The 21,773-nt window shown below is 58.2% G+C and carries 27 protein-coding genes and 1 pseudogene; 2 read left to right on the plus strand and 26 right to left on the minus strand.

Translation table 11 applies throughout. From position 1 onward, the window contains the following. From B7449_RS04415 to B7449_RS04445, 7 genes and pseudogenes are all read right to left on the minus strand, one after another. Positions 1 to 564 (minus strand): annotated as a pseudogene (locus B7449_RS04415) (hypothetical protein); the annotation flags it as partial. After that, complete coding sequence (locus B7449_RS04420; protein WP_048883284.1) at positions 561 to 1,136, minus strand: DUF2612 domain-containing protein; 576 nt, start codon at positions 1,134 to 1,136, stop codon at positions 561 to 563. The gene B7449_RS04420 and the pseudogene B7449_RS04415, both read right to left, overlap by 4 nt. Continuing rightward, positions 1,136 to 2,356, minus strand: coding sequence for a baseplate J/gp47 family protein (locus B7449_RS04425; RefSeq protein WP_048883286.1), 1,221 nt, complete (start codon positions 2,354 to 2,356; stop codon positions 1,136 to 1,138). Before B7449_RS04425 ends, B7449_RS04420 begins: the two co-directional genes overlap by 1 nt. Next, the gene (locus B7449_RS04430) at positions 2,343 to 2,696 is read right to left on the minus strand and encodes a hypothetical protein (RefSeq protein ID WP_048883288.1); all 354 of its coding nucleotides are present in this window, start codon (positions 2,694 to 2,696) and stop codon (positions 2,343 to 2,345) included. The genes B7449_RS04425 and B7449_RS04430 overlap by 14 nt, the downstream gene beginning before the upstream one ends. After that, entirely contained in the window at positions 2,693 to 2,914 is a 222-nt protein-coding gene (locus tag B7449_RS04435; protein WP_244465737.1) for a hypothetical protein, read from the minus strand. The genes B7449_RS04430 and B7449_RS04435 overlap by 4 nt, the downstream gene beginning before the upstream one ends. Positions 2,915 to 3,024: 110 nt before the next feature. Then, positions 3,025 to 3,927 carry a phage antirepressor N-terminal domain-containing protein gene (locus B7449_RS04440; protein ID WP_048883290.1) on the minus strand — a complete coding sequence of 301 codons (903 nt, stop codon included), beginning with the start codon at positions 3,925 to 3,927 and terminating at the stop codon, positions 3,025 to 3,027. 20 nt (positions 3,928 to 3,947) lie between these two features. Continuing rightward, positions 3,948 to 4,148 carry an Arc family DNA-binding protein gene (locus B7449_RS04445; protein ID WP_148431301.1) on the minus strand — a complete coding sequence of 67 codons (201 nt, stop codon included), beginning with the start codon at positions 4,146 to 4,148 and terminating at the stop codon, positions 3,948 to 3,950. Positions 4,149 to 4,248: 100 nt separating this feature from the next. Here B7449_RS04445 and B7449_RS04450 point away from each other — a divergent pair, with 100 nt between their 5' ends. Next, positions 4,249 to 4,476: an Arc family DNA-binding protein gene (locus B7449_RS04450; protein WP_048883294.1), complete on the plus strand. Its 228-nt coding sequence runs from the start codon at positions 4,249 to 4,251 to the stop codon at positions 4,474 to 4,476. 98 nt (positions 4,477 to 4,574) lie between these two features. Beyond that, positions 4,575 to 5,717: a type I restriction endonuclease gene (locus B7449_RS04455; protein WP_048883296.1), complete on the plus strand. Its 1,143-nt coding sequence runs from the start codon at positions 4,575 to 4,577 to the stop codon at positions 5,715 to 5,717. Positions 5,718 to 5,800: 83 nt separating this feature from the next. On the opposite strand, the gene B7449_RS04460 is transcribed toward B7449_RS04455, so the two are convergent. The 19 genes from B7449_RS04460 to B7449_RS04550 form a co-directional block, all read right to left on the minus strand. Next, a complete protein-coding gene (locus tag B7449_RS04460; protein WP_048883299.1) occupies positions 5,801 to 6,373 on the minus strand; it encodes a hypothetical protein in 573 nt (190 codons plus the stop codon). After that, positions 6,373 to 6,960 carry a Gp138 family membrane-puncturing spike protein gene (locus B7449_RS04465; protein WP_244465738.1) on the minus strand — a complete coding sequence of 196 codons (588 nt, stop codon included), beginning with the start codon at positions 6,958 to 6,960 and terminating at the stop codon, positions 6,373 to 6,375. Before B7449_RS04465 ends, B7449_RS04460 begins: the two co-directional genes overlap by 1 nt. 61 nt (positions 6,961 to 7,021) lie before the next feature. Then, positions 7,022 to 7,972 carry a baseplate hub protein gene (locus B7449_RS04470; protein WP_244465739.1) on the minus strand — a complete coding sequence of 317 codons (951 nt, stop codon included), beginning with the start codon at positions 7,970 to 7,972 and terminating at the stop codon, positions 7,022 to 7,024. Then, entirely contained in the window at positions 7,965 to 8,273 is a 309-nt protein-coding gene (locus B7449_RS04475) for a phage baseplate plug family protein (RefSeq protein ID WP_048883303.1), read from the minus strand. Before B7449_RS04475 ends, B7449_RS04470 begins: the two co-directional genes overlap by 8 nt. Further along, positions 8,270 to 9,001: a hypothetical protein gene (locus B7449_RS04480; protein ID WP_148431303.1), complete on the minus strand. Its 732-nt coding sequence runs from the start codon at positions 8,999 to 9,001 to the stop codon at positions 8,270 to 8,272. The genes B7449_RS04475 and B7449_RS04480 overlap by 4 nt, the downstream gene beginning before the upstream one ends. A 16-nt stretch (positions 9,002 to 9,017) precedes the next feature. After that, the gene (locus B7449_RS04485) at positions 9,018 to 10,991 is read right to left on the minus strand and encodes a phage tail tape measure protein (protein WP_052952420.1); all 1,974 of its coding nucleotides are present in this window, start codon (positions 10,989 to 10,991) and stop codon (positions 9,018 to 9,020) included. Positions 10,992 to 11,115: 124 nt separating this feature from the next. Further along, the gene (locus tag B7449_RS04490) at positions 11,116 to 11,592 is read right to left on the minus strand and encodes a hypothetical protein (RefSeq protein WP_048883306.1); all 477 of its coding nucleotides are present in this window, start codon (positions 11,590 to 11,592) and stop codon (positions 11,116 to 11,118) included. Between the two features lies 1 nt (position 11,593). Next, positions 11,594 to 12,031, minus strand: a complete 438-nt coding sequence (locus B7449_RS04495; protein WP_048883308.1) for a phage tail fiber protein — start codon at positions 12,029 to 12,031, stop codon at positions 11,594 to 11,596. A gap of 2 nt (positions 12,032 to 12,033) precedes the next feature. After that, positions 12,034 to 13,689 carry a DUF3383 family protein gene (locus tag B7449_RS04500; RefSeq protein ID WP_159108147.1) on the minus strand — a complete coding sequence of 552 codons (1,656 nt, stop codon included), beginning with the start codon at positions 13,687 to 13,689 and terminating at the stop codon, positions 12,034 to 12,036. A 5-nt stretch (positions 13,690 to 13,694) separates the two neighbouring features. Next, entirely contained in the window at positions 13,695 to 14,252 is a 558-nt protein-coding gene (locus B7449_RS04505) for a phage neck terminator protein (RefSeq protein ID WP_148431304.1), read from the minus strand. Next, on the minus strand, positions 14,210 to 14,593 hold the full coding sequence (locus tag B7449_RS04510; RefSeq protein ID WP_048883316.1) for a hypothetical protein: 384 nt from the start codon (positions 14,591 to 14,593) through the stop codon (positions 14,210 to 14,212). The genes B7449_RS04505 and B7449_RS04510 overlap by 43 nt, the downstream gene beginning before the upstream one ends. After that, positions 14,583 to 15,125, minus strand: coding sequence for an HK97-gp10 family putative phage morphogenesis protein (locus B7449_RS04515; protein WP_048883318.1), 543 nt, complete (start codon positions 15,123 to 15,125; stop codon positions 14,583 to 14,585). Before B7449_RS04515 ends, B7449_RS04510 begins: the two co-directional genes overlap by 11 nt. Beyond that, positions 15,116 to 15,538, minus strand: coding sequence for a DUF4054 domain-containing protein (locus B7449_RS04520; RefSeq protein ID WP_048883319.1), 423 nt, complete (start codon positions 15,536 to 15,538; stop codon positions 15,116 to 15,118). The genes B7449_RS04515 and B7449_RS04520 overlap by 10 nt, the downstream gene beginning before the upstream one ends. A gap of 7 nt (positions 15,539 to 15,545) precedes the next feature. Beyond that, the gene (locus tag B7449_RS04525; protein WP_048883321.1) at positions 15,546 to 15,866 is read right to left on the minus strand and encodes a hypothetical protein; all 321 of its coding nucleotides are present in this window, start codon (positions 15,864 to 15,866) and stop codon (positions 15,546 to 15,548) included. A gap of 3 nt (positions 15,867 to 15,869) precedes the next feature. Next, a complete protein-coding gene (locus tag B7449_RS04530) occupies positions 15,870 to 16,910 on the minus strand; it encodes a major capsid family protein (protein WP_052952421.1) in 1,041 nt (346 codons plus the stop codon). Then, positions 16,907 to 17,905, minus strand: coding sequence for a gp53 minor capsid family protein (locus B7449_RS04535; protein WP_048883323.1), 999 nt, complete (start codon positions 17,903 to 17,905; stop codon positions 16,907 to 16,909). Before B7449_RS04535 ends, B7449_RS04530 begins: the two co-directional genes overlap by 4 nt. A 4-nt stretch (positions 17,906 to 17,909) precedes the next feature. After that, positions 17,910 to 19,433 (minus strand): DUF2213 domain-containing protein, encoded by a 1,524-nt coding sequence (locus B7449_RS04540; protein WP_048883325.1) that lies wholly within the window; start codon positions 19,431 to 19,433, stop codon positions 17,910 to 17,912. After that, the gene (locus B7449_RS04545) at positions 19,430 to 20,227 is read right to left on the minus strand and encodes a phage head morphogenesis protein (protein ID WP_048883327.1); all 798 of its coding nucleotides are present in this window, start codon (positions 20,225 to 20,227) and stop codon (positions 19,430 to 19,432) included. The genes B7449_RS04540 and B7449_RS04545 overlap by 4 nt, the downstream gene beginning before the upstream one ends. Continuing rightward, positions 20,227 to 21,768, minus strand: coding sequence for a DUF1073 domain-containing protein (locus tag B7449_RS04550; protein WP_244465740.1), 1,542 nt, complete (start codon positions 21,766 to 21,768; stop codon positions 20,227 to 20,229). Before B7449_RS04550 ends, B7449_RS04545 begins: the two co-directional genes overlap by 1 nt. Positions 21,769 to 21,773: the final 5 nt, after the last annotated feature.

The raw sequence follows: 21,773 nt of genomic DNA on the forward strand, positions 1-21,773 counted from the left end.
ATACGTGCCAGACAGCAATGTGCCGTGATCCGCGCCGTCAATGGAGACACGCAAAAGGCCCTCATAGGTCGAATCCTGCCCGATATTGACCTTGTCGGCAGTCTGGTTCGGGCCGCCGCCCTGCTGGACTGGGGTGAAGCCAAGGGCTGCCTGCAATCCGGTAAATAGGGACTGCCATGATGCTCCATCTTCGCCCGGAACGGTAGTATTGTTGTCCGATGTGGATACCCAGAATGTCCCTACAGATGATCCTGAAACAATGGCACCTGCCGGATACCCGCCGATCCCAGATGCAAAATCTGCGTCGTATGCCCCTAGATACCCGGCTTGGAGAGGCTGGATCGCAGAAGATAGAAGGTAGAGAAGCCCGTTCATATCCTGCCCTCGCGGTGGTTCGCCGCCAGCTTCGCGGGCAATAAACGTTTCTGGGGGGAAGGCCAGAGCGATGGATGCCGTGCCGTCACCCGCCGTTGCCTGGGTGGCAGGAATTGTCGTGATATCAGTTGAGGACGCAGACGCCCCGATCAGGGTGCCAAATTTGTTGAGACTATCGGTGCTTTTCATGACGAACCCTTGATCGAATAGGAGACACTGACACCGGCAGGCCGTGGGAGCACACCGCTGTTCTGGATGATACTGACCTGCACATCAGTCGGAACGAAGTCGAACACGTATGTCATCGTCATGTCGCCGTTGTCCTTCACGTAGACATCCCCCTGCCCTGAAAACAGGGTCATTGCGACGGCGTTTAGGGACGTGACGGAGCAGTCCGATATATTGGCGAGGGCCTTGGCATAAATCAGTTGCCTGAAGCCGCTATCTGACAGCCGATAGTTGGTGGTTGCGGCCTTGCCTGAATACCACGGGGCCTGATTGAACCCGACTTCCGTAAGGTCGTTAGCCTCTCTCCACCCGAGGTAGTCTGTCGATGATATGGTCAGAACACGGGAAACGCCCACGATGCGCCCCCATACATCCAGACCATACCCCTGCGCTGTCTGCACATTCCAGACCAGATTATACCATCGGTCTATCAAACTGCCCGGATCGATACACTGGTTCCACGCATCAATAATCGTGCAGAGCGCCGGGCTGTTCGCGTATTGCGACAGTATTGTCTGTTGGATGTTTTCCATCAGGAAATCGTCACGGTTATGTCTGACGCATCGAGCGTGGGAATCTGGTCGATATCAAGGGCCGCGGTAAACCCGGTCGGGTTAGCCGATGTGCCAACCGTTATTTCCACAATCTTGGCCCATGTGCCCAGCGCGGCGATGGCTGAGTAGTAGGTGCTGGCATAGACGGTTCCACCAATGATCGTTCCATCTCCACCATCTGCGGTGAAAGCGGAGACGATGGCGGCCTGTATTTCGGTCGCTGCCGTTGACGGGACGCTGGCACCGCTTTTGATCGTCACGACAAAATACAGGGCGGTATCGGTTGCCCGCGTAAATGACACGCTATAGGTCGGCGGCGTCTGATATGCGCTGTTAGGGTCTGTCACCGTTACCGTGGTTGTGCCGGTATAGCCGCAGCCCGGTGGTTTTTTGGTCAGGATCGCTAGCGCAACAGCTTCATCCGTTCCGCCATTGACGCACACGTACAGGCTATTCGCGGCAAGGCTAACGCCGCCGGTTGTAACGGCGGCTGATGTGCTGTTATCCGCGACGTAGCTGGCCGTCACACCATCAACCGCGCTTACCGCCCCCGCTATAGCATCAAGCGTCCCTACGCTGTTTGATGCTACAGAGGCGGCGCGCCTCGCCTCGAACGCAGCACGCCCCTCTTCCGCAGATCCGGTTGACCCGGCGGCAGGGTTGGTGACGGATGTAAGGCCGGTCACAGCCTGATAGACGCTAATGCTGTTGGCCGCACAGTCAATCGCGCCAAGGGTAGTGCAGGAAAATGTTCCTGTTCCAGCGCCGGTGGCTGCGATGGTTATGGCTCCATCTGCCGCATAGTAGTAGCCGCTGGCATCCTGAACCAGAGTCCCCTCAGGTATGACCGTGCCGGATGCGCCGGTGCATACGACCGTCACAACCGTTGCGGTCGCTCCCTTCCGGGTCATGAAATAGATGTTGCCGATAGCATCCTGAAGGCGACCGAATGCGCGATCCGGGTCAACACCGTTCAGGACGTTGAGGATCTGCGCATAGGCATCCCCTAATGCCGCCGTGAAGGAGGTGGCAAGCTGCCCCTGTGGCGTGGACAGCGCCGTGTTCATGTTGCCGCCCATGGCGGCATTGAGGTCAGCCAGTGCGCCGGAAAGAATGTCGGTTTCAGCCGGGGCCACAAATCCCGCATCCGTGAAGGACGGCGCAGGAACGGACGTGGTTCCGGTATCAGAGGTTGACATTGCCCGTGCTTCCGCTGGTGGTGGTAAAGAGAATTGTTCCGGACATCTGCCGCGATGAAGTCAGGCCGGATACCAGGCATTGCGCGTCGGCAACGCCGGTCACGGTCAGAGCTACCTGCTCAACCTGCTTTTCGAACGCCGCCACGGACTGGCTACGACCAAGGATGTTCTGCCGATATGGCATGCCCTGCGTGGTGTCGTACCAGCATTCCCCCAGAAACACGCGCACGGCGGACGATATGTCCTGCGCGATCGCATACACATCCGACGCCACCGCGATGTTTCCGCTGGCATCGAGCAGCAGATCCCACGTTGAGCGGTCCAGAAGAAGCGTGTTCATGTTTTCTCGGGGGCATAAACGCAAAAAGCCGCCCGGATAAGGGGCGGCTTGCACGCTTCCTGCGCGATCAACTCACGCTCCCTTACCTTCTGCGCCCTCAACGGCACCACACGCCGCCGTTGCAACCAGTTCTGCCGGGCCTGCTCGACATAGGGGCGGATGCCCCGGCGCTTCTTAATCTGTAAAAGCAGCAAGGCAATGTTGGCATTGGCGTCCATGTCTTTAGGATCGCGGCTATGGACACGATCCCACCCCTCACACTCCGCCATCCAGACAAGAAGCTCTTCATCGGGTGGCAGGTGGCCGGTGATGGGGTTTTCTGTCAGCCCTACACCGACGCGGACTCCGGGGATTTGGCGAAAGGGCGCACCTCCATGCGCCAGCGCAGCACGTCAAGGGTTCGGGCGGACCACAGGATCATCCGCTTGGTGGGCTGAACGGCGAAGAACTCGCCATTGTCCGTGACCATCCACGGCTGGTTTGTCGTGCCAGCCGACTGCAAGCCAAGATCGGCCAGCATGGCGTTGACCTTTGCGGCGCCAATACCAAGGCGACGGCCAATCTCACCAACCGGAAGGCGGCACGTTCCTGTGTTCGGGCGGCGCTTGGGGATCAGGTTAGACGGGATGGGAAAGGCTGCGATCTGGCCTGGCACGCGGGTTTCGACCAGCGCCTGCTTTTCGGCAACCTTTTCCTGCACCACGGCAACGGCATGGTCGGAAAGCTCCTGCTGTGCCGGTGTCAGCTTCTCGCGGAGTTCGGCTTTCAGTTCCGCCAGCAGGTCGCTTTTCATCTTGGTGACGACTGACTTCACGATGCCGCCAACTTCACGGGCGGAGAGATGGTTGGGTGCAGGCTGTTCACCACGCGCGAGAGCCTTGCCGAAGAAGTGGTTGAACAGCACGCGAGCACATTCGGTCTGGTATTCGATGACCTTCGCGCGGGTTGCTTCGTTCTTGATCCGGTCGGGGTGGATCGTGGCAAGCCAGAAGTTCAGGAGGTCGAGGGAGAGGAAGGTTGCGGACTGATTCCCACCTTCCGTAGGTATCTCCTTTACGGAGATACCCTTGCTAAGCACCGGGTGCGCCGTAATTTTCTTGTGCTGGGCACCCCAATCAAGCGCCATCCCCTCAACCACCGGCTTCATCGCCACCAGCGTTGTTTCAGGACGGTCGCCCTGAATGGCGATAAGGTTTGAACCGTGGAAGTCGATTGTGGTAAGAGTGGTCATAGTGATGTTCCTTGTAAGGGTCATTTCTGAGGGGCGTTGGGCTGGCTTCCTACGGCGGTGCCCAACGCCTTTTCTGCTTGCTCAAGATGCTGAGCATAAAACTTCAATCCAAAAATAATCTCTGAATTGACGGATCGGCAGTTTGCCTTTGCGTTTGCTTCCAATGCGTCCTTCATGGACTGTGGGACGCGGACATGAATTTGCGGGTCTCTCTGTTTCATGAACTCCCTCTCTGCGCTCTGTAACCACTGTATACATATGGTTAGTATTGCCGTCAATAACCAATGTATCTAATTTGATACCATGACGATTCGACCCCCCATGATCCACTTCCGCCTACCTCCAGACCTAAAGGAATGGGTGGAGGAACAGGCTGCCCGAAACGGCAGGTCTGTGAACGCTGAACTCGTCTGGATGATCGAGTTCATGCGCGACGGCTATCAGAAGGAAATCGCCACGCGCGATGACGAACTGGCCGAGATTAAGAAGATCGCGCTTGAGGCCCTTGAGAGAGCGAAGGATGCGCAGAAGTGCGCTCGGGAAAAATGAGACGTTTATTAATTAAATAAATAACTGTAATTTTCTGAAAATATTTCCATAAAATCGCCACAATCCGTAACTTTTAAAAAATTTATGAAAGATGGATTATGTCAGACGATTTCCGGCAAAAGTTTAAAGCATTTTCAGAGCGCATGGTTACCCTCGCTCCGCGTTGCAGCAATGAAGAAGCTACCAAAATGTTCCTTGTCCTGCCATTTTTGCAGTTCTTGGGATATGACATCATGAATCCGGACGAAGTATGCCCGGAACATCACGCAGATTTTTCAGAAAAATACAAAAATAGAGTTGACTATGCTGTCCTTCGTGAAGGACAGCCGGTAATTGCAATCGAGTGTAAGGCACTAGGTGCGCCATTGAAAGATGACCGAGGACAGTTAAAGTCATATTTTAATGCAGCCCACACAGTAAAAATGGGCGTTATCACTGATGGCCTAGTTTATGAGTTCTATGCAGACTCAGATGAGCCAAATATGATGGACCCGACCGCCTTTCTATCATTTGACCTTCGGGAGATTGCAAAAGGGAAGATTGAGGACTCCGTTGTTGACGGGTTGAAAAGTCTTCAAAAGTCCAACTTCGACCCTGAAAACATCGGGGCAGAAGCCAAACGCAAGCTTGTTTTCCAAAATCTCGTTCAGCAAATCGAGGATCTTGCAGCATCACCTAGTGAGGCGTTTGTGCGCCTTTTGCTACAAAGCATTGGCCTTAAGCATATTCGCGCCAAGGCAGTCGCCGAGTATACGGACCTGACAAAAAGCGCCTTCGCTGAGTTCGTGAACCTTCGCATTCTCCAAAGACTAGACCTCCCAGTAAAGGACAAGGAAGCTGACAAGCCGGTTTTGGTTGTCGATGTCCCGAAGGTGGATCCCGATGCAAAACCCGCAGATGGTATTATCACGACAGAAACCGAGTTGGAAGTTTATGAGTATGCCAAACGGCGGCTCGCGTTCTTGGCGGATAGTGACGAATTATTCGATGCTATAACCAGCATTGAATATAAAGACTACAAAGGAAAGTTTGTAGTATTCTACCGGAAAGAGCGGGCAGGACGTTTGTTCGATTTTTATGAAGATAAGGGTCCAAAATATACGTTTGACTTTGGTGAAGAATTTGGAGGTGAATTTGGATCGGATGAACTATCCGGAATAGATAATCAGCTTCTTAGTGCATTTAAATCTAGATTTGATGCTATGGGCTCAAAAAATAAACGAACAAAAACTTCAGACTGAAATGTTAAATCTATGCCGGGTATGTTGCAGATAATTACGTGGCTTCTATCATTTTACCTTGTAATGAAAGTAATTGAGATTCTTCAGATCGGACTCGCTTCTAATCGCTCTAACCGTTCTGGGCTAATTTTTATCGGCTGCTTATCAATCGCAGCACGCCTGCGCCCAGCAGCAAACGCAACGACGGAAAGTAAGGTAACGGCGGGCGTGAGGCATGCGGCAATCCATGCATGTCGCATCGTGGACTGGTCCTTGCCCACCGCCTGATCGTTGTGAACGGACACTTCCTCAGCCAGCTCCGAAAATGCGTTCAGATAGCCAGCCTCGCTGCGCTCATCTCCCTCCTGAAACATGGCGTCAAACCGGACGGGAGATTGGAACAGGGCGACCGTGCGCGTGGAATACAGGACTCTGGCGCATAGTGTGGCCGTCAGCGTGAAACCGGCGGCGGCTATCGCTGCCTCGGCGCGCCTTTCCGAATGCGTGCCCATGGCGGCGGCAACCGATGCGGATGCAAGTGTTATTGACCAGCCCAGCAGTGAGGTTGCCCGCGACTTGGTTCGGTTGAGGGCCTCTTCCACATATTTGTATTGCGCCTCTGCATGGCGCATACGCTCCCTTAACAGGAACAGGGGGAAATCCTCATCATCTGGCATCACTCTGGCGCTCCTGTCTCTCCCGGCGCGTCTGTGACCGGGTGCGTGTGGCTCTTGCCGGAAATGCCTGCCGCCTTCACGTCCGTCTGGCCTGTAACGGTTCCCTGCGCCGTGATATCGCCGGTTGTGGTTATGGCGCAATTCACCTGCATGCTGGCCGCGTCCACAATGAACTTCCCGGCTGTATGGACATGCACGTCATTATCTACCCAGCCGATATATTCGGTCGGCGCAGCGTTCAGCAGGCCGCCCACATACACGGCGTCTGACACATCATGGTGTCGGTATGACCCTGGAACCGACGCCGCCCGGTTGACCTTGACGTTGGATATGTCTCGGCCCGACACGATGGCATACCCGATATCACCTACCTGCGGGTCACAGATGATGGCCCGGCTGCCGCCCTGCATGCGGATGTAGGGCACATCATAGATCACGCCACGCGGGGTTGGCTTTCCTGTCCCATCAACCTGATGCACCAGCGGCTGCACATCGACAAACCCGACAGGGTTCAGGCCAACGCCATTGACTGCCAGCACCTTGACCGGCAGGTTCGCGCCCATCTGCCCCATTACGCGGCGGATCATGGCGTTGAATGCGTTGAACGTGCAGCCTGCGTCCTCGGGCCTGTTTGTCCCTATGTAAGCGTTATCGGGCAAATACCGTCCCCTTTGCCAGATCTTGGCGTTGCGCCTCGATGTAGGTGGTCCATTCCCCGCCGGGGATTTCAGATTGCAGGTCGTGCTGCACGCGGTAGGCCACCCAGATGCCGTTGGATGGCGGGAAAATGTTGCTGCCGCCCAACTGGTTAAGCTGGCCCAGTTCATTGACCCATGCGGCGGGAGCATATTCGCTTTCCAGCTTCAGGACACTTTGAAAGCCTATGGCGCTGTTGAACAGCGTGCGCAGCGTTACGCCATACTGGGCATAGGCAGGATATCCTATCATGCCCGTTTCAGATGAAATCGTGACCTGTGCGGTCGTGCTGGTCGGGCCGGTTGCGGGCCAGATGCTCAGGACGTTCGTGGCGACGATATAGGTTATCTGTGCCGCCTGTGCGACGGCCTGAATCTGATCGGCGCCAGATCCATTTAGCGTGATGCTGCCGTTCATAACTGCCGTCACGCCATTATTCTGAAATGACAGGCCGACTTTCTCGGCTATCGCTTTCATGATATCGGCCACCGCCACGCTGCCCTTGAAGGACGTTGCAGAAATCGGCATTGCTGCCGGTATGGACATGCTTTGCGCTGTGACCATGAAGGCGGTATTTGGAGCCCCATTGAAATCGGCAAATGCTTCAACTACGCCGCCAGAAAACACAAGCTTCCACACATCGTCGCCAGTATCGCATGCCTCCACCGTGACAGTGTTTGCATTCTGGGCCACCACACCAGCCTGAACCATGGACAGGCGGTTCATGTGGTTGAGATTTACCCCTTCGATGCGAAGGGAACACATCACGCCGCCCTCAAGCCCTGCATTAACGACCTGACACGCCACGCGCAGGTCTGTCAGGGTCAAGGTCGAATCTTCTGTATTCCCTTTAATCAGGAACTTCACGCGCAGGCGCTTGCGTGTAAAGCTGCTGTCAGACATTTTGGCCCTCCTGATAATACAGACACCACCGATCGTTCAGGCCGCTATAATACGGGTCTTCAGTGCCTTGGCTGTCTATAAAGACCAGATCGCCGGGAAAGCCGTAATATGCCTTGCGGATGATCCATGTCCGGTCCTGACATAGCACGCCCGCCATGATCAGGGTACCATCCAGATAGATATCCATGAACAGTCCGGTATCAAGCTGGTATATGTTCAGCTTGGCCGTGTGGCTGGACAGCGGCACGGTCAGGGTCTGGCTTGCCACCGCGCTGACGGGAATTGTAACGGCATCGGTCATGATGTGGTGGTCCCGCTGGCGTAGGTGTCCGTCTGTGCAGATGTCAGGTCTTGTGACTGCACGTTTCCGCTGTTTGTCTGGCTGGCGCCGGATGGCTGCGCTGATTGGGAGACGGAAACGGACTTGCTGTGCTGCAACCGGACTTCCTCAAGCATGATTTCCGCCCAGACCATGGTTACGCCGCGATGCGTCTCGCGCCTGATTGCATAGCCGATCACGTTCATGTCCGAATATGTGGCCTCTGGCGTAACCACAAGATATGTGTTCAGATCCGCCACAAGGGATTCAAGCGCCGTCAGGAACTGTTTGCGCACGGTCACGCCCTGCGTTGCGCCGGTTATGCCCGCCACCGACAGCAGGCTGCTGATGGCGCTGACGTTGCCGTAACTCATAGCCGATCCATCGCACAGCACTTCAAGCATAACCTGCCGGGGCAGCTTGACCTTGTTGTAGGACATGAACCCGCCATTCTCCTGCGGGGCGTCTGACTTGCGGTACTGTGACCGGATATCAATCGCCCGCACCCGCGCCGCCGTCAGCACTGGCTGGCTGTATGTGTTGAACAGACCCCACTGCGTGGCGGCATTGCTGACCAGGTAGCTTTGTAAAAAGGTGTCCAGCTCGACGGAAGCCACTGCCTCAGCGTCCGATATGACCGTTGACCACAGTTTAGGAACGCCCGTGCCCGTCCCGACATTCGCCGTTACGGGCTGGGCTACCAGCGTCATGACCATTGTAGGTTTCCTATGCCGGGAATGCGCTGTTTGCCTGCCGGGCAAGATTGCGGTTTCCGTCCATGACGGCCTGTTTTATCGGCGCAGGATCGGCCCCATTCACGGTGATGTTGTAGTTCCCCGTGATGTGGGAATTATTATTCACCGTGCTGTTTGATGTGGAGTTGTTCTGCGCCGACTGCATGCTCTGGTTGGTGGCATCAATCAGGTTCTGAACGTGATTGGTTGTTGAATGATTATTGTTGGTCGTACTGTTTGACGCAACAACCGGCGGATCTTCCCGTTTGGCAAGCAGTCCTTTCGCGATCAGGTTGCTATACTCTGTTCCCGCCGTGCCATTGGCATCGCGCCCCACATGCCCCGTCTGAAGCCATTTAAGCGCGCCACCCATGCCTTGATTATGGGCGTAGCCAAGAACCTGCAACCGTTGCTCTGGCGACATGTGCCAGTACTTATCGCTATGACGCGATAGATACCGGTCATTTATGGCGCTATAGGCTTCGAAATACCGTTCCTGCATCTGCGGATCGCTTAGGAACTGCTGTCGCGTAGGGGCCTTTTCTCCCAGATATCTTGATGCATCCAATATGGCCCCGGCACCCATCTGATACCGACCGGCATATTTATTTCCTGCGCCGCCCATCTGTCCGTACGCGGCATGCTCGATGCTAGCCACAGATTGCGCATACGTCTGGTACTGGCCCTCATCTATACCAATCTGACTCAGTATGGATCGAGGCTGATACGGCACGCTGGCAGGCGCAAATCGCTTGCGCTCATTCGCATTCAAGGTGGTATCATTTTTGGAAATCGCTGGCTCCGCGCCGTTCCACAGCAGATCCCCAACTGCGACCGCATCCGCAGCCAGATTGAGCGTGCTTAGCCCGCGCCCGACTATCCGCGCCGTTGTTTTCATGGTGGACGGCTTCGTTACTTCCTCCGCGACCGCCTCGGCTTCTCTGGTAACGGCACCCGCTTCCTTGGCGACGGAACCTGTTTTTGATACTGATTTTCCGGCCTTCTCAGCCTTTTCTATGCTGCCACTGACCTTGGCAAGCCGTTCCAGATTCATCAACCCCCTGACAAATCCAACGCCACCCAAAATGGTAAGCAGCCCAACCGCTGCGGCACCAAGGGCACTCACGGCTACGGTCCCGGCCATTATCCCCTTAATGAGTCCGGGATTTTCTTTTTCAAGCTTTATGATTTCCTGAAGAACAGCATGGATCGCCGGTGTCGCATCGGTCATGATCGTGCGGGCAAAAGATTCGGACTGCGCCGTAAGCTGTATCCAGTCCATCTGCAATTGTGCCGATGCCTTCAGGTCTGCGTCAGTGGGCGCGGAATCTTTCAAGGCCCTATAGAGCCGGTCAATCTTGTCCGGCCCCTGCTCCAGCATATTGATGAAGCCCTGGGAAAACCCTCGCTGAGAAGCGAGGGCAGAGAACGTCTGCGGGCCAAGATGCTGTGCCGCGCGCGCCAGATCGGGTAGCATCTCGTTCATGTCGCGCAACTGGCCGTTAGCGCCCTGTAGCCGCACGCCCATCTGACCAAATGTCAGACCCAGATTCGTCCGCCCTTCCACAGTCTGGAACTGCGAAACGAGGGACTGCATTGAGCCTGACACGTCCTCTGCCGTGCCGCCGAACGACTGCGCAACCTTCTGCCACGTGCCAAGGGACTGCGCCGACACGCCCAGATTGCGCGACAGGTTGCCAAGCGCCACGTTGGATCGGGTGTTGTCCTGCACAAACGCCTTCAGGCTCTTGCCCGCCGTCAGGACCGCGAAGAACGACAGGGCCTCGCGCGACATGGTGCGTATGGCCTGCGCGCCACCGGTGGCCGCGGCATCAACGCTCTTCCCCATATTCTGGGCAGAAGACTTGACCTTTCCGAACGAAGTGTCGGCCTCTTTCTGCCCCTTCTGCACCCCTTTCGGGTCAAGGCCGAGCGTGACAACAAAGGCGTCGATTACAGTGGCCATTACCCGTTAAACCTTTTCACAATAGCGGCCTCAAGCAAGTCCTCGAAGTCCTCGCTATCATATATGGTCTGTAGTTCATGGAGGGTTGCCAGCCCCTCCATAATCACGGCTGCGTGCCGCTGGTCTAGGTTTCGGACACGGGCACAGGGGCGCTTTCTTCCGTCCCCAGCATCAGGGATATGAGGGAGAACAAGCGGCCTGCGCCCTTGAAAAAATCCACGTGCAGCTTGAACGCCTCGGACTGGAGCCAGCCGATCGTGGGGATTTCCTCAATCTGGGTCTGCGCAATGGACCAGTTCAGGCGCATCGTCGGATTGCCGGGATCGGGCTGCATCTCGATGCACTGCATGAGCCGGTCAATCAGCACGTCCATTCGTTCCGGGTCCATAGCAGCGAAAATGCCGATGCCCGCCGCCGCCACGGCGGCGATGCCGCCGCCCTGAACCACGCCTGGAATATCACCACCAGATGCCGCCGCCGCCTGAAGGCAGTGACGCCCCCAGCGGTCGGCATCCACGGCGGACATGCGGGTGATGATGAACCGCTTGCCTTTGTCCGCACCCTCATGCGGGCACGTGACCGTTACTTCCTTGCGGGCCATATCACACCCCTGCCGCAGTTACGGACTGCCAGCGGATGGCGAATGTCCGGGCTTCCAGCACGCGCCCGGCGGCGGGCAGAACACTGGCCGCACGAAGCACACCATTGACCATGGTATACTTGCGCCCCGTGCTGGTCAGCGTGATTTCGCCGCCGATGCGATAGAGGGTCCGCGCGGTCTGCTGGGCCGCGATGATTGCCTCGAACACCGGAACGCTGGAACTGGCTGCGGACAGGGATACGGTCTGGTCAACCGGGTTCGGCACCCAGCCCGCATTAAGATATCCGTCAATGGACATCTCGGTTTCGGCCATTTCCAGCTCCGGCGCATCCCACGCGCGATCAGCCGCGTAGTTTTCCAGCCGGACGGGGGCGTTCAGCAGCGACGTGACGGTTATCACAAAGATGCTATTGGCCGCCGTGATATCAAGATCAGCCATAATTACTGCACCTCAATGCTGCTCAGGTTGATGGACTGCACGCTCTGGCCATCGGAATACCAGAGTTGCGCGGGTGGGGTGGTGCGGGCCACGCGATAGGACGCGGCAGCGGTGCTGATACCCGGCTTGAAGTAATAGCCATAGTTGACCACGTTATCCGCTGCGGTCGTGACCCCGGCGGCATTGTTGATCTGCTGCTTTTGCAGGGTGGTCAGGTTAACGCCGGTGCGGATCATGCCGAAGGAAATGCCCTGTGTGATGGTATCCTTTACGGCAGCCTCAACCAGCGTATCACCCTCGGTATTGTAGGGGATATTGCCCGTAGTCAGCAGCAGGTTGATCAGGTCGCTGGTCAGGTTGGAATTGAGCCAGATCTGATTGACGAAGCTATCCGCCCACAGGAACTTGCCCGATACCTGACCGGGGCGCATGAAGATGAACTGACTGCCGCCGTTCGCGTACTGCCCGTAGAACGAATAGCCATTCGCAATCAGGGTCGATGCCGTGGTGCCGTCTGTCACATCGGCGGAAATCAGGCCAGAGGCATCCTCGACAAATGCCAGCGTCTGGCGCCCATCGGTTGTATCAAACGACAGGGACGCCATCCATGCCATGGCCAGCGCGCCCGGCAGGACGGATGTGGAATAAATTGCCGTGACGCCGTTAATGGACTGGTCGCCCAGCCACACCCCGAATGCCGTCTGGCTCCCGCTGGTCGTGGCACTGCTGTCGCTATCCACGATGGCCGCGAACACCTGATCGTTCTGTGTCCCGACCCACTGCGCTGCCGCCTCCTTGTCGTCAGCGGACAGTTCGGCGTCAAATGCAAGTCCGTTCCAGCCACCTTCTGCCGCGCGCAGGGTGTCAAGCTGGGTGCCGATATCCGCAACGCTGGCGGGGGTCAGTGTCACAGTCGGGGCCGATGTGTAGCCAGAACCGGCATTGGTGACAGTGAATCCGGTCACGGCACCGCCAGAGACGGACGCGGTAGCCGTTGCCCCTGTTCCGCCACCACCCGACAGCGTCACGGTCGGGGCCGTCGCATAACCGGCACCACCGGTGGAAACTGCGATTGATGCTACAGTTCCGTTCGAGGCGCTCGCAGTGGTGGACGTGGTCGTAACCGTGAGCCCTGTGCCGCTGCCGCTGGTCGTGGTGGCCAGTCCGGTTCCTGCGGGGTCAGTTGCCTGTGCCGTGGTCGCGCCGAGCGTCAGGGCGCTAACAGCCCCATCGGTACCGATGGCCGAAACAGTTGCCGTGCCGCCGGTGAATGTGACGGTATCCCCCTTGGCATATCCGGTGCCAGCGGCATCGATCGCGGCGGCAGAAACGGTGTAAGTGCTGGTTGTGCCGAGGACAGCCGTAGCGGATGCACCCGAACCGGCGGAGTTCATCGCGCCGATATACAACGTTCCGGGCGTCATGACCGCCGTTTCATAGCCGGAGAAATAGACCTCGGCCATTTTATACACAGCGGACGTGGTGCCGAATGCCGTCCCCACATCGCTTGCGGATGTGAACGACTGGACCGAACCGGCGGCCAGTGCAGACGATGCGGACGTGACGAACAGGGCGGACAGTTCATTGAGGCCGGACCCGGCGGCGAGAACGCCGGGCGTGACCTTTACGACCTGAGAAATGGGGATTGACCCAGCCATAAACATTACTCCGTGGGCCGATACGTCGTATCGACCTCGATCAGTGTTACAGGGATTGAAGTGGCGAACTGCTGCGGCATGGTGACGGTCAGGTTGACCTGCATGGACAGATCGACGGACCAGCAGTCCTCGTACTGGCGTTCGCCGGTGATGAAGCCGAGTTGCCGCGTGGTTGATGTGGTCAGGGGGCAAACAGGCACGGACTGGTTGCGGAAATAATCAACCGCCTGCATGTCGCGCCACAGTGCTGTGACAAGCTGCATCTGGTTGCTGGATGCTGGCCCGAACAGACTGATCTGCATCGTGATGCGGACCTGTTCCGTCACCGTCCGGGTGCTGGTCCCGTCATAGGTCCAGCCGTTGGTGGCAATCCGCTCGCGCCCGATGATGGTCATGACCGCGAAAGGATCGCGCGGGGCGGCCTGCCGGTTCTGCTGACCCTGAATGACCCGCATGCCAGATGGCAGGATTTCCAGAAGCCATGCGCGGATGGCCGTGTAAATTTCGCTTTCGGTAGGGCTTATGACGTAGTGATCTGTCGCGTTACTAGAACTTTCGTCCATTCACCATCGCCCCATTCTTCAAGCTGCTGGGTTACGAGCCAGTCCGACCCGTAGAATGTCAGGATATCGCCGCCGATCTGTAGCGGCCTGTTCAGCGCATTCAGCACGCCAAACACGTAGACAGAGCGCATGTCCGCCTGCTGATTGATGTTCTCAATCTGCCTCAGGTCTTCCGAACTGACCGCCTGAACCTCGACTTCGACAGACGCGGTTGAGTAGGTCGGATTGGGTGAGCCATCGGCATTATCCGTGCTGCCGGTGCTGAACCGGATCGGGATGGTGATATGCGGGTTGACGGCCTGACAGACGTTACCGGCGGCGCCGAAGATGTTAAGACTCATCGGGGCCGTCCTTTACTTCATAGGCTGTCGAATTCCGCATTCGATCCGACCAGTTTAGCGGCGTTCCCTCTGGAGCATCCGCGCCATTTTTCAGGTCATGGACGGCCTTGAGGAAATCTTCAGTCGAATAGTCCCCTTTGGGGAACCTGTCTTTCAGCAAGTTCGTCAGGGGCGCGTTGGGTTGGTATGAGCCTTCGTCAATCTGATCAATTATCTGACCGACTATGATGGAGCCGACTCCGGCCAAAGCACGATTGACATCATAATCCGTCGCCTTCAGCGCTTTCCCCAGGCCGTCGCCCCATTGGTCGGAGTGTTTGGCTATCGTATCACGCATGAACGGACGAGGCGGTGCGGTTGGGGTGCCAAACTCATCCCATGCCGCGACTTGGGCCACTGGCGTATGTTTCTCATCATCATACTTCGCGCCCTCTAGATATCCGACCCTCACATGCCCCCCGTCCTTCACCTTCTGCGACAGCTTATTCAGCGCCGCCTTCAGTTTCGAACCGCCATTGAAGTTTACGGCCATGTCTGCCTCTGAACCCGTGGGATGTGGACATACCGCGCCGTGCGCAGCCAGATCGTGGCCTGCCAGAACGCGGCGCCGTATTGCGTTTGCAGGAACCACTGCGCCGAACCGGGTTGCGTGCCCATGTCCGTACCGATCGAGACAGAGCCGCGCGTGGCGTTCGACACACGCCCCACCAGCCCTGCCCCGTTCCCGCCGCTGGTTGTCGGCAGGTTCAGGTATGCGATGTGCGCCACCAGCATATAGAGCAGCATCGTGCGCTGCATGATGTTACGCACAGGGCTGCACTCGGTATTGTCAAGATAAAGCTGCGCCTCCCCGAAATACAGGTCAGCCAGCGCCGCTGGTATCTTCGCCGCAAGGTCGGGATAGCGCGCCGACCATGTGGCATAATCGAACGTCGCTATCGCCATAGTTCCCTCACAGCTTGCTGACGCCGCCCTTTTCGTTGTCCGGGTCCAGCGGTTCCAGGCCCGTGCGGACGCTCTCCTGCTCCTTCGCCTGCCCCTCAGCCTTGGCCGGGGTGGCCTGCGCGAATACGATGCGCTTCTTGATGAACGGGGTGTCAGCATGGCGCTTCGCCCAATCTTCCCACAGGTCGGACGGCACGGAAGTCAGCCCGTAACCGCCGATCACGCGGGAGGAATTGGCGCCGGACAGCACTACCTTATGCTCGCCGGAGCGCAGCACGAGGCCGTTGGGCAGCTTGCAGCCGACCGTGACAGGGTTTGCAATGGTCATGGATCAGATCCCCGTCATGGTTGCCACGCCCAGCGGCATGTAGATGATTGCGCCCCAGGTGCCCTGCGACATCTTCTGTTCCCAGCCCGAAGCCTTCACGACCACGGAATGGGTGCGCAGCTTTTCGGTGAACGCGGCCTCAGCAACCTGCTGCCCCTCGATCTCCTTGGCGATGGCGATCATGGACTGCACGGTCATGCCCGCCGCGTCACCAAACTCGATGGCCTGAACGAAGCGCAGGTTCGGATACTGCTTCTTGAGCTGGTCCCATGCCGACAGGCCGTACATGTTCGGCTTGGTCATGATGCCAGCGCGCGTGGGGGAAAGCCCGATGGTAATTTCGGAATCCGTATCCACGTAACCGGCGGACTGCGAACGAAGCTGATTGATGAGGTTGATCACGTCATCCGTGACTTCCTCGGGCGTCGCCTTGTCCCATGACGTTCCGCCAGCCGTCTTGGCCGATGCCACTTCCGACGCGGGCAGGCGCGGGTCGTTCAGGTATCCGTAATTGCGCAGCCCCTTCACGCCGTAGAAGTAGGACTGGTTCTGAAACTTGTTCAGCTTCAGGGCAGCGGCCTGACGCAGACCGGCCACCCACGAAATGCGGGCAGATCCAGCCATTTCCACTTCGCGCTCACCCCAGCGCGCGAACGCCTGGTAGTGATAGGACTGCCGGTCCGGGAAGTTGGCGTTCAGATCAACGACGCCGTTGTTGTTCCAGTCGCCATAGCTGGCAACGCGGCCCGTGCTTTCGATCATCGGGAAGATCGCGGTCGGCGTGACCCAATCCCCCTTCTTGCTCTCTCCGTTCAGTTCCGCGCCCCGCATGGGGGAGAACACAACGTTGATAAGCTTGGGGTCAACGTAGGTCGCCATGAAAGCCGGGATACCGGCGTTGGCGGTGGTGGACAGGGTCGGGGCGGCATCCATGGCCAGCCGGTCAGACGTAATAACGTCGTCGCTCGGCAGGATGTGCGCGCCCTCGGGCATGACAAAACCGCGCTCGGCAAGGAGCGCGAATTCAGTTTCAAAAGGCATCAGTTGTGATCCCACGTGCTGATGGTGATCGTCTCACCGGCATTCCCGCCGATTGCGACGTAAAATTCGGTCTCAAGGGAGCCGGAAACCGTGCTTCCGGCAGCCGCCGTGCTGATCGTGCCATCCGTGGTGGAGGCAAAGACCTTCTGGCCGCGCGTGGATGCGGTCGTGGACACGGCGAAATAATCGCCCTGCGCCTTGAGGTCGAGCATGTAGCCCTGCGGCATGACCATGGTCGATTCGTCGTAGATATCGGCAATCCACGCACTGCGGTCATTGAACACAAAACCATCGGGCGCGCCGGGCGTCACGGCCTCCTGCGTGATGGTCACGGTCGGGGCGGATGTGTAACCAGAGCCGCCATCGGTCACGGTCACGCCGGTCACGGCACCCCCGTAGATCGTGGCCGTAGCCGTGGCGCCCGTGCCGCCACCACCCGAAATGGTCACGGTGGGAACAGCGGTATAGCCTGAACCACCAGCCGACACCGTGATGGACGCCACTTCGCCGTTGGACGATGTGCCGGGGGTTGCCGTAACATCCAGCGTGAGGCCCGCGCCGCTGCCATTGGTTGTGGTGGCAATTCCCGTTCCTGCCGGGTCCGCAGTCTGCGCCGTTGCGGTCTGGATGGTGACGCCTGTGACCGCTCCGCTACTCACGGTTGAAACCGTGGCCTTGAATCCGGTTGCCTCCACCGTATCGCCGACCGCATAACCGGTGCCGCCCGCATTCACGGCCAGAGCCGAAACGGTATAGGTCGTCTCGGTTCCGAGAGTTGCGGTCGCGGTCGCCCCGCTGCCAACGCTGGTTCCGGGCGGTGTGTTCAGGACGGTCTGACCGTCCCCCTGAATCCACCCGAACGCCGCGATCGTGCAGCCGCCGGTGCCTGCGACAAGCGCTCCTTCACCCGCCAGCACGCTGGCCGACGGGTTGTTGGAGGCATACGTGCCCGGAACGCCGTATGCGGGTTCCTGATAAACCTGATTCTGGAAAGGCATGTGATTATCCCTTGATCTTCACGGCCTTGAGGCCGGGGAACTTGTCCAGCAGCCCAAGCCCGGCCTTGCTGTCTGCCGCGATGGTCGGGCGCTTGGCGCTATCGGCGCGACGCGCATGCTGATCGAACATGGAGCGGTATGCAGTCGCGGGGATGCCGGACAGGTCGTAGCCAAGCTGGCGCAGGGTGAAGCGGTAGACGCCTTCGGCACTGTCCATCGCCACCGCTCCCACGAACGGCTTCACGGCATCCTGCGCGGTGTGCAGATCCCGCATGGCGGCCATCGTTTCCGCCACGGCATCTGACTTCGCCTTGCTGATGGCGGCGTCCATCGCGGCCTTGGCCCCGGCGGATTCACGCTCGCGGTCGCGCCGTTCACGCTCCGCGCGCTCCTCATCGGCGCGACGCGCGCCTTCTGCCTCATCACGACGGTCCTTGCGTTCACGTTCCGCACGGGCCTTGTCGGCCTCGCTCGCACCTGCGGCCTCACGCGCGCGGTCCGCTTCGGTCTGCTCATCGTCCTGTGCGGCCTGCGGTGCGCAAAGGGCGCGGCAGTCTTCAATGTCCTCTTCCGACATCCCGGCCTTGCGCATCTTCTCCGCCATTTCTGCGAAGTCGTCGTCATCGTCCTCGGCCACATCGGCGAGGGATGCGATCACCTTGTCGATTTCATCATCGGACAGGCCAGCCGCGCGCAGCTTTTCGCGCCGCTCTGCCTCGTCGGAATCCTGCGCCGTGTTCAGCGCGCCGCCAGTGGACGCATTTTCGAACAGGGCAAGAACCTGGTCCATGATTTCGTCAGGAACGCGGCCGCCGAGCAGGTTGCGCAGCGTTTCGCACGCGTCATCCTTGCCCATTTCATCGCAATCAAGCGCCTTCCTGGCGGCGTCCATATCGGCATCCTGCGCCAGAAACGGGCGCAGTTTTGCGAACATCGCACGCCGCGAAGCGCGGGGGATATACTTCATATTCGTGCTTTCCATTTGGGAGTCTGCAACAAGAACGTCCGGCCCGGCACGTCCTGTGGGAACGACCGCCACGTGAGAGCCGACAATATCGCGCATCACGCCGTCGTATTTCTGCCCCTCGTATTCACCGGGGGTCATATCAGCTGTGTAGCGATAAGCACTGGACAATTCGCGCTGCTCACCGGTCTTGATCCGGCTGATAGCTTCACCGTCCCATACCACAAGGCTGTTCATCAGATAGGGCGCGTCGAACGCGGCTTCATTCCCTGTTGTGCCCACCACCAGATCGCGGCGCGGATTTGCAGCCGTGACGTGAAAGTGTTCCTCAAGAACAGGGAGGCCATTAAAGCTCGGCGCGGCCTTTTTCAGTTCGTCAGGATCGCGGAGCATCTGGTATATTCGTTCAGGATCAAGGCCCAGCTTCTGCCCTTCCGGGATTTCCCTTCCCATATACGGGCAGATGTTCGCCTTGCTGATCGGTGTCTTGGCGACGCGAAGCCGCCCTTCCACGTCAGTCGTGCGGACGGTCCCCATGCGGTCATAGGCGAGGATGTTGGTCATTTATCGTTGAACCCTCGAAGGATTACCCGGCTTGAGCATCTGCAATTCGGCAGTTGCCCCGGCCATATGCGTTCACCGTCAATCAGCGCACCTTCGCGCACATCGAAACGCAGGCGCTTGCGCCCAGCCTCGACATGGCTTTCGCGCGGATGTTTTCCGCCTGCCGAGTGAACCCATTCCGACTCAAACAGCCCGGTCTCAATCTGGCGCTGCTTGTTGATGGCGCTTGTCACCTTGGCGTTCTGGTCGCGTGCGATGTTCGCGGCCCGGCGGCGAGTGATGCCGAAACGCTGTTGCAGGCCGTCTGTCAGTTCCCCCAGATCGCCGCCATGAGCCACAGCACGCATCACCATCTGGTTGACTTCGCTCAGGTGATGGTCACCGATGCTCTTGATCAGCAATACGTTTTCATTGACGCATGCCTTCATCGCATCGGTCACGCCCTCTGTTGGGCGGAACTGGATCGTGAACCCTGCGGCCCGGTCCAGTTCCCGCTTGTAGGTCCGATCGATACTGGCCGTGGCCTTGTCCACGAACCGTGGTGCCAGACTTTCGGCAAGCTCATCGAACCGCGACCGCCAACGTTCAGTCAGCTTGTCCATCAGGCTCTGCAATTCTGCCGCCGGGCTTGCGTCCTGCGTTATGCGGTCCTCGACCTTTCGATACCTGGTGCGCAACTGCGATCTGATGGCGCGCTCCATCTCGTCTATCAGCGCGATAAGGTCGCGCTCATAGGCTTTCCCCACACCGGCATTGGGCCGGATGGGCTTCAATGTTTTCGGCTTGGGGGGCATCAGATACCGTCATTATCCGTATGGGCGGCTGGATTATTGAACAGGTGAATCCCCCCGTTTTCAGGGTCTTTCCCTTCCTGTTCGGCCAGAGGTTCATATCCGGGGCCACCAAGATCGGCCCCGTCAAACAACCCGTCTTCGTCCGTGCGCAGGGAAGAGCGCACCTCGTCGTTATTGACCGCGCCCATTTCCTCATAGACGGCACGCGTGTCGGCGCGCGTCTTTGCGATCGCGGCTTTCGCGGCTTCATCCAACTGCCACAGGGGGATGAACCTGAAATCGATATCCTTATCGATCTCGCCCCATATGTTCAGCATGGCCGCGTGCATGACATGCGTGAGGCCGGGTCGGAAAAACGCCTCCTGATAGGCCGCCACACGGTCATACCAAACGCGAATTTCACCTTCTGCCGATGCGTTCAAGCCTGACGGGGATATGCCCGAGAACTTGACAAGCGGCATCTGCGCGACCACGCAAATCTGCTCGAGCGCCTGATTTTGGAGTTTGTCCAGACCGGCCAACTGCGCAGACAAAATCTGGAGTTCTTCGCTATCCTTGTCGGACAGGAACACGCCACGGTTATCGCGGAACTTGATGAAATTCTGGACCCGATCGATCAGGCCGCCGATGCCCGCATTTTCGTATACGGCCACCATGTCAGTCTTGAGACTGACAATCGAACAGCCGTTGATTAGGTCGCTCACGGACTGACGTGTGCGCACCCAATTATCGACGTAGGGCTTGGCAAGCTGGATCAGGGGCACGCCGCCAAAATTATAGGTGGGTGCCAGTATCTGGCTTGGCTCACGCGACACGAACCGCAACAGGCGCGTGTGATGGACAGTCGCCCCCATCACCCACCATTTTGTGGGACGGTAGAAATCGAGGCGCAGCGGGTTTTCTGAATTGTATTCGTTCGGGCTGGTCCAGATCGGCTCTATAGGAACAATTTCCTTTAGGCTGCCCTTGGGGAATGTCTCCGGCGTGAGAAGGAGCGGCGTCGCCAGATCGTCGGACAGGCGCGGCAATCCCGTGTTGAGGAACAGTTGCCCGATGCCAAAAGCACCATCCAGATCCGACAATGTCTTGAAGCGTTCACGAACTTTGAGCCGGACAAACTCCGCTTTCAGCTGCTTGATGCGCTCTTTCTTCGCCTCGTCGCTCGGGCCGTGGAACTCGATCCATTCGCGCGTGGCCTCCTCAGACAGGGTGCCGACAATATGCCGGTATTCAACGCGCTCGGACCACATCTCCGCCAGTCGCGGATAGCCAAGAAACACCACGCCATCGGCAATGGCGTTGTTGATCGACTGGGCAACTCCGGGACCATACGCGCTGTCCATCGCCAGAACCTGACCGTCAGGGATGACGCCGGGTATTGGCTGATAGGGTTTTGCGATTTCCAGAGACGCGACGGGCTTGCGGTCTACCTCACGCCAGTCCGTGTCCCGCATGACCATAGGATTGCGATGGGCGCGCGCAAGCACAGGCTCAACCCGCGCAGGCACGGGAGCCGCTTCTTTCTTGCGCCTGAAGAACATTTGTT

This window comes from Komagataeibacter intermedius TF2, assembly GCF_000964425.1.
GTDB lineage: Bacteria > Pseudomonadota > Alphaproteobacteria > Acetobacterales > Acetobacteraceae > Komagataeibacter > Komagataeibacter intermedius.

Coding starts and splice junctions, on each gene's coding strand:
- B7449_RS04420 (WP_048883284.1), bottom strand. CDS start 1,136: ATGGAAAACATCCAACAGACAATACTGTCGCAATACGCGAACAGCCCG.
- B7449_RS04425 (WP_048883286.1), bottom strand. CDS start 2,356: ATGTCAACCTCTGATACCGGAACCACGTCCGTTCCTGCGCCGTCCTTC.
- B7449_RS04430 (WP_048883288.1), bottom strand. CDS start 2,696: ATGAACACGCTTCTTCTGGACCGCTCAACGTGGGATCTGCTGCTCGAT.
- B7449_RS04435 (WP_244465737.1), bottom strand. CDS start 2,914: ATGGACGCCAATGCCAACATTGCCTTGCTGCTTTTACAGATTAAGAAG.
- B7449_RS04440 (WP_048883290.1), bottom strand. CDS start 3,927: ATGACCACTCTTACCACAATCGACTTCCACGGTTCAAACCTTATCGCC.
- B7449_RS04445 (WP_148431301.1), bottom strand. CDS start 4,148: ATGAAACAGAGAGACCCGCAAATTCATGTCCGCGTCCCACAGTCCATG.
- B7449_RS04450 (WP_048883294.1), top strand. CDS start 4,249: ATGATCCACTTCCGCCTACCTCCAGACCTAAAGGAATGGGTGGAGGAA.
- B7449_RS04455 (WP_048883296.1), top strand. CDS start 4,575: ATGTCAGACGATTTCCGGCAAAAGTTTAAAGCATTTTCAGAGCGCATG.
- B7449_RS04460 (WP_048883299.1), bottom strand. CDS start 6,373: ATGCCAGATGATGAGGATTTCCCCCTGTTCCTGTTAAGGGAGCGTATG.
- B7449_RS04465 (WP_244465738.1), bottom strand. CDS start 6,960: ATGATCCGCCGCGTAATGGGGCAGATGGGCGCGAACCTGCCGGTCAAG.
- B7449_RS04470 (WP_244465739.1), bottom strand. CDS start 7,972: ATGTCTGACAGCAGCTTTACACGCAAGCGCCTGCGCGTGAAGTTCCTG.
- B7449_RS04475 (WP_048883303.1), bottom strand. CDS start 8,273: ATGACCGATGCCGTTACAATTCCCGTCAGCGCGGTGGCAAGCCAGACC.
- B7449_RS04480 (WP_148431303.1), bottom strand. CDS start 9,001: ATGACGCTGGTAGCCCAGCCCGTAACGGCGAATGTCGGGACGGGCACG.
- B7449_RS04485 (WP_052952420.1), bottom strand. CDS start 10,991: ATGGCCACTGTAATCGACGCCTTTGTTGTCACGCTCGGCCTTGACCCG.
- B7449_RS04490 (WP_048883306.1), bottom strand. CDS start 11,592: ATGGCCCGCAAGGAAGTAACGGTCACGTGCCCGCATGAGGGTGCGGAC.
- B7449_RS04495 (WP_048883308.1), bottom strand. CDS start 12,031: ATGGCTGATCTTGATATCACGGCGGCCAATAGCATCTTTGTGATAACC.
- B7449_RS04500 (WP_159108147.1), bottom strand. CDS start 13,689: ATGGCTGGGTCAATCCCCATTTCTCAGGTCGTAAAGGTCACGCCCGGC.
- B7449_RS04505 (WP_148431304.1), bottom strand. CDS start 14,252: ATGGACGAAAGTTCTAGTAACGCGACAGATCACTACGTCATAAGCCCT.
- B7449_RS04510 (WP_048883316.1), bottom strand. CDS start 14,593: ATGAGTCTTAACATCTTCGGCGCCGCCGGTAACGTCTGTCAGGCCGTC.
- B7449_RS04515 (WP_048883318.1), bottom strand. CDS start 15,125: ATGGCCGTAAACTTCAATGGCGGTTCGAAACTGAAGGCGGCGCTGAAT.
- B7449_RS04520 (WP_048883319.1), bottom strand. CDS start 15,538: ATGGCGATAGCGACGTTCGATTATGCCACATGGTCGGCGCGCTATCCC.
- B7449_RS04525 (WP_048883321.1), bottom strand. CDS start 15,866: ATGACCATTGCAAACCCTGTCACGGTCGGCTGCAAGCTGCCCAACGGC.
- B7449_RS04535 (WP_048883323.1), bottom strand. CDS start 17,905: ATGCCTTTCCAGAATCAGGTTTATCAGGAACCCGCATACGGCGTTCCG.
- B7449_RS04540 (WP_048883325.1), bottom strand. CDS start 19,433: ATGACCAACATCCTCGCCTATGACCGCATGGGGACCGTCCGCACGACT.
- B7449_RS04545 (WP_048883327.1), bottom strand. CDS start 20,227: ATGCCCCCCAAGCCGAAAACATTGAAGCCCATCCGGCCCAATGCCGGT.
- B7449_RS04550 (WP_244465740.1), bottom strand. CDS start 21,768: ATGTTCTTCAGGCGCAAGAAAGAAGCGGCTCCCGTGCCTGCGCGGGTT.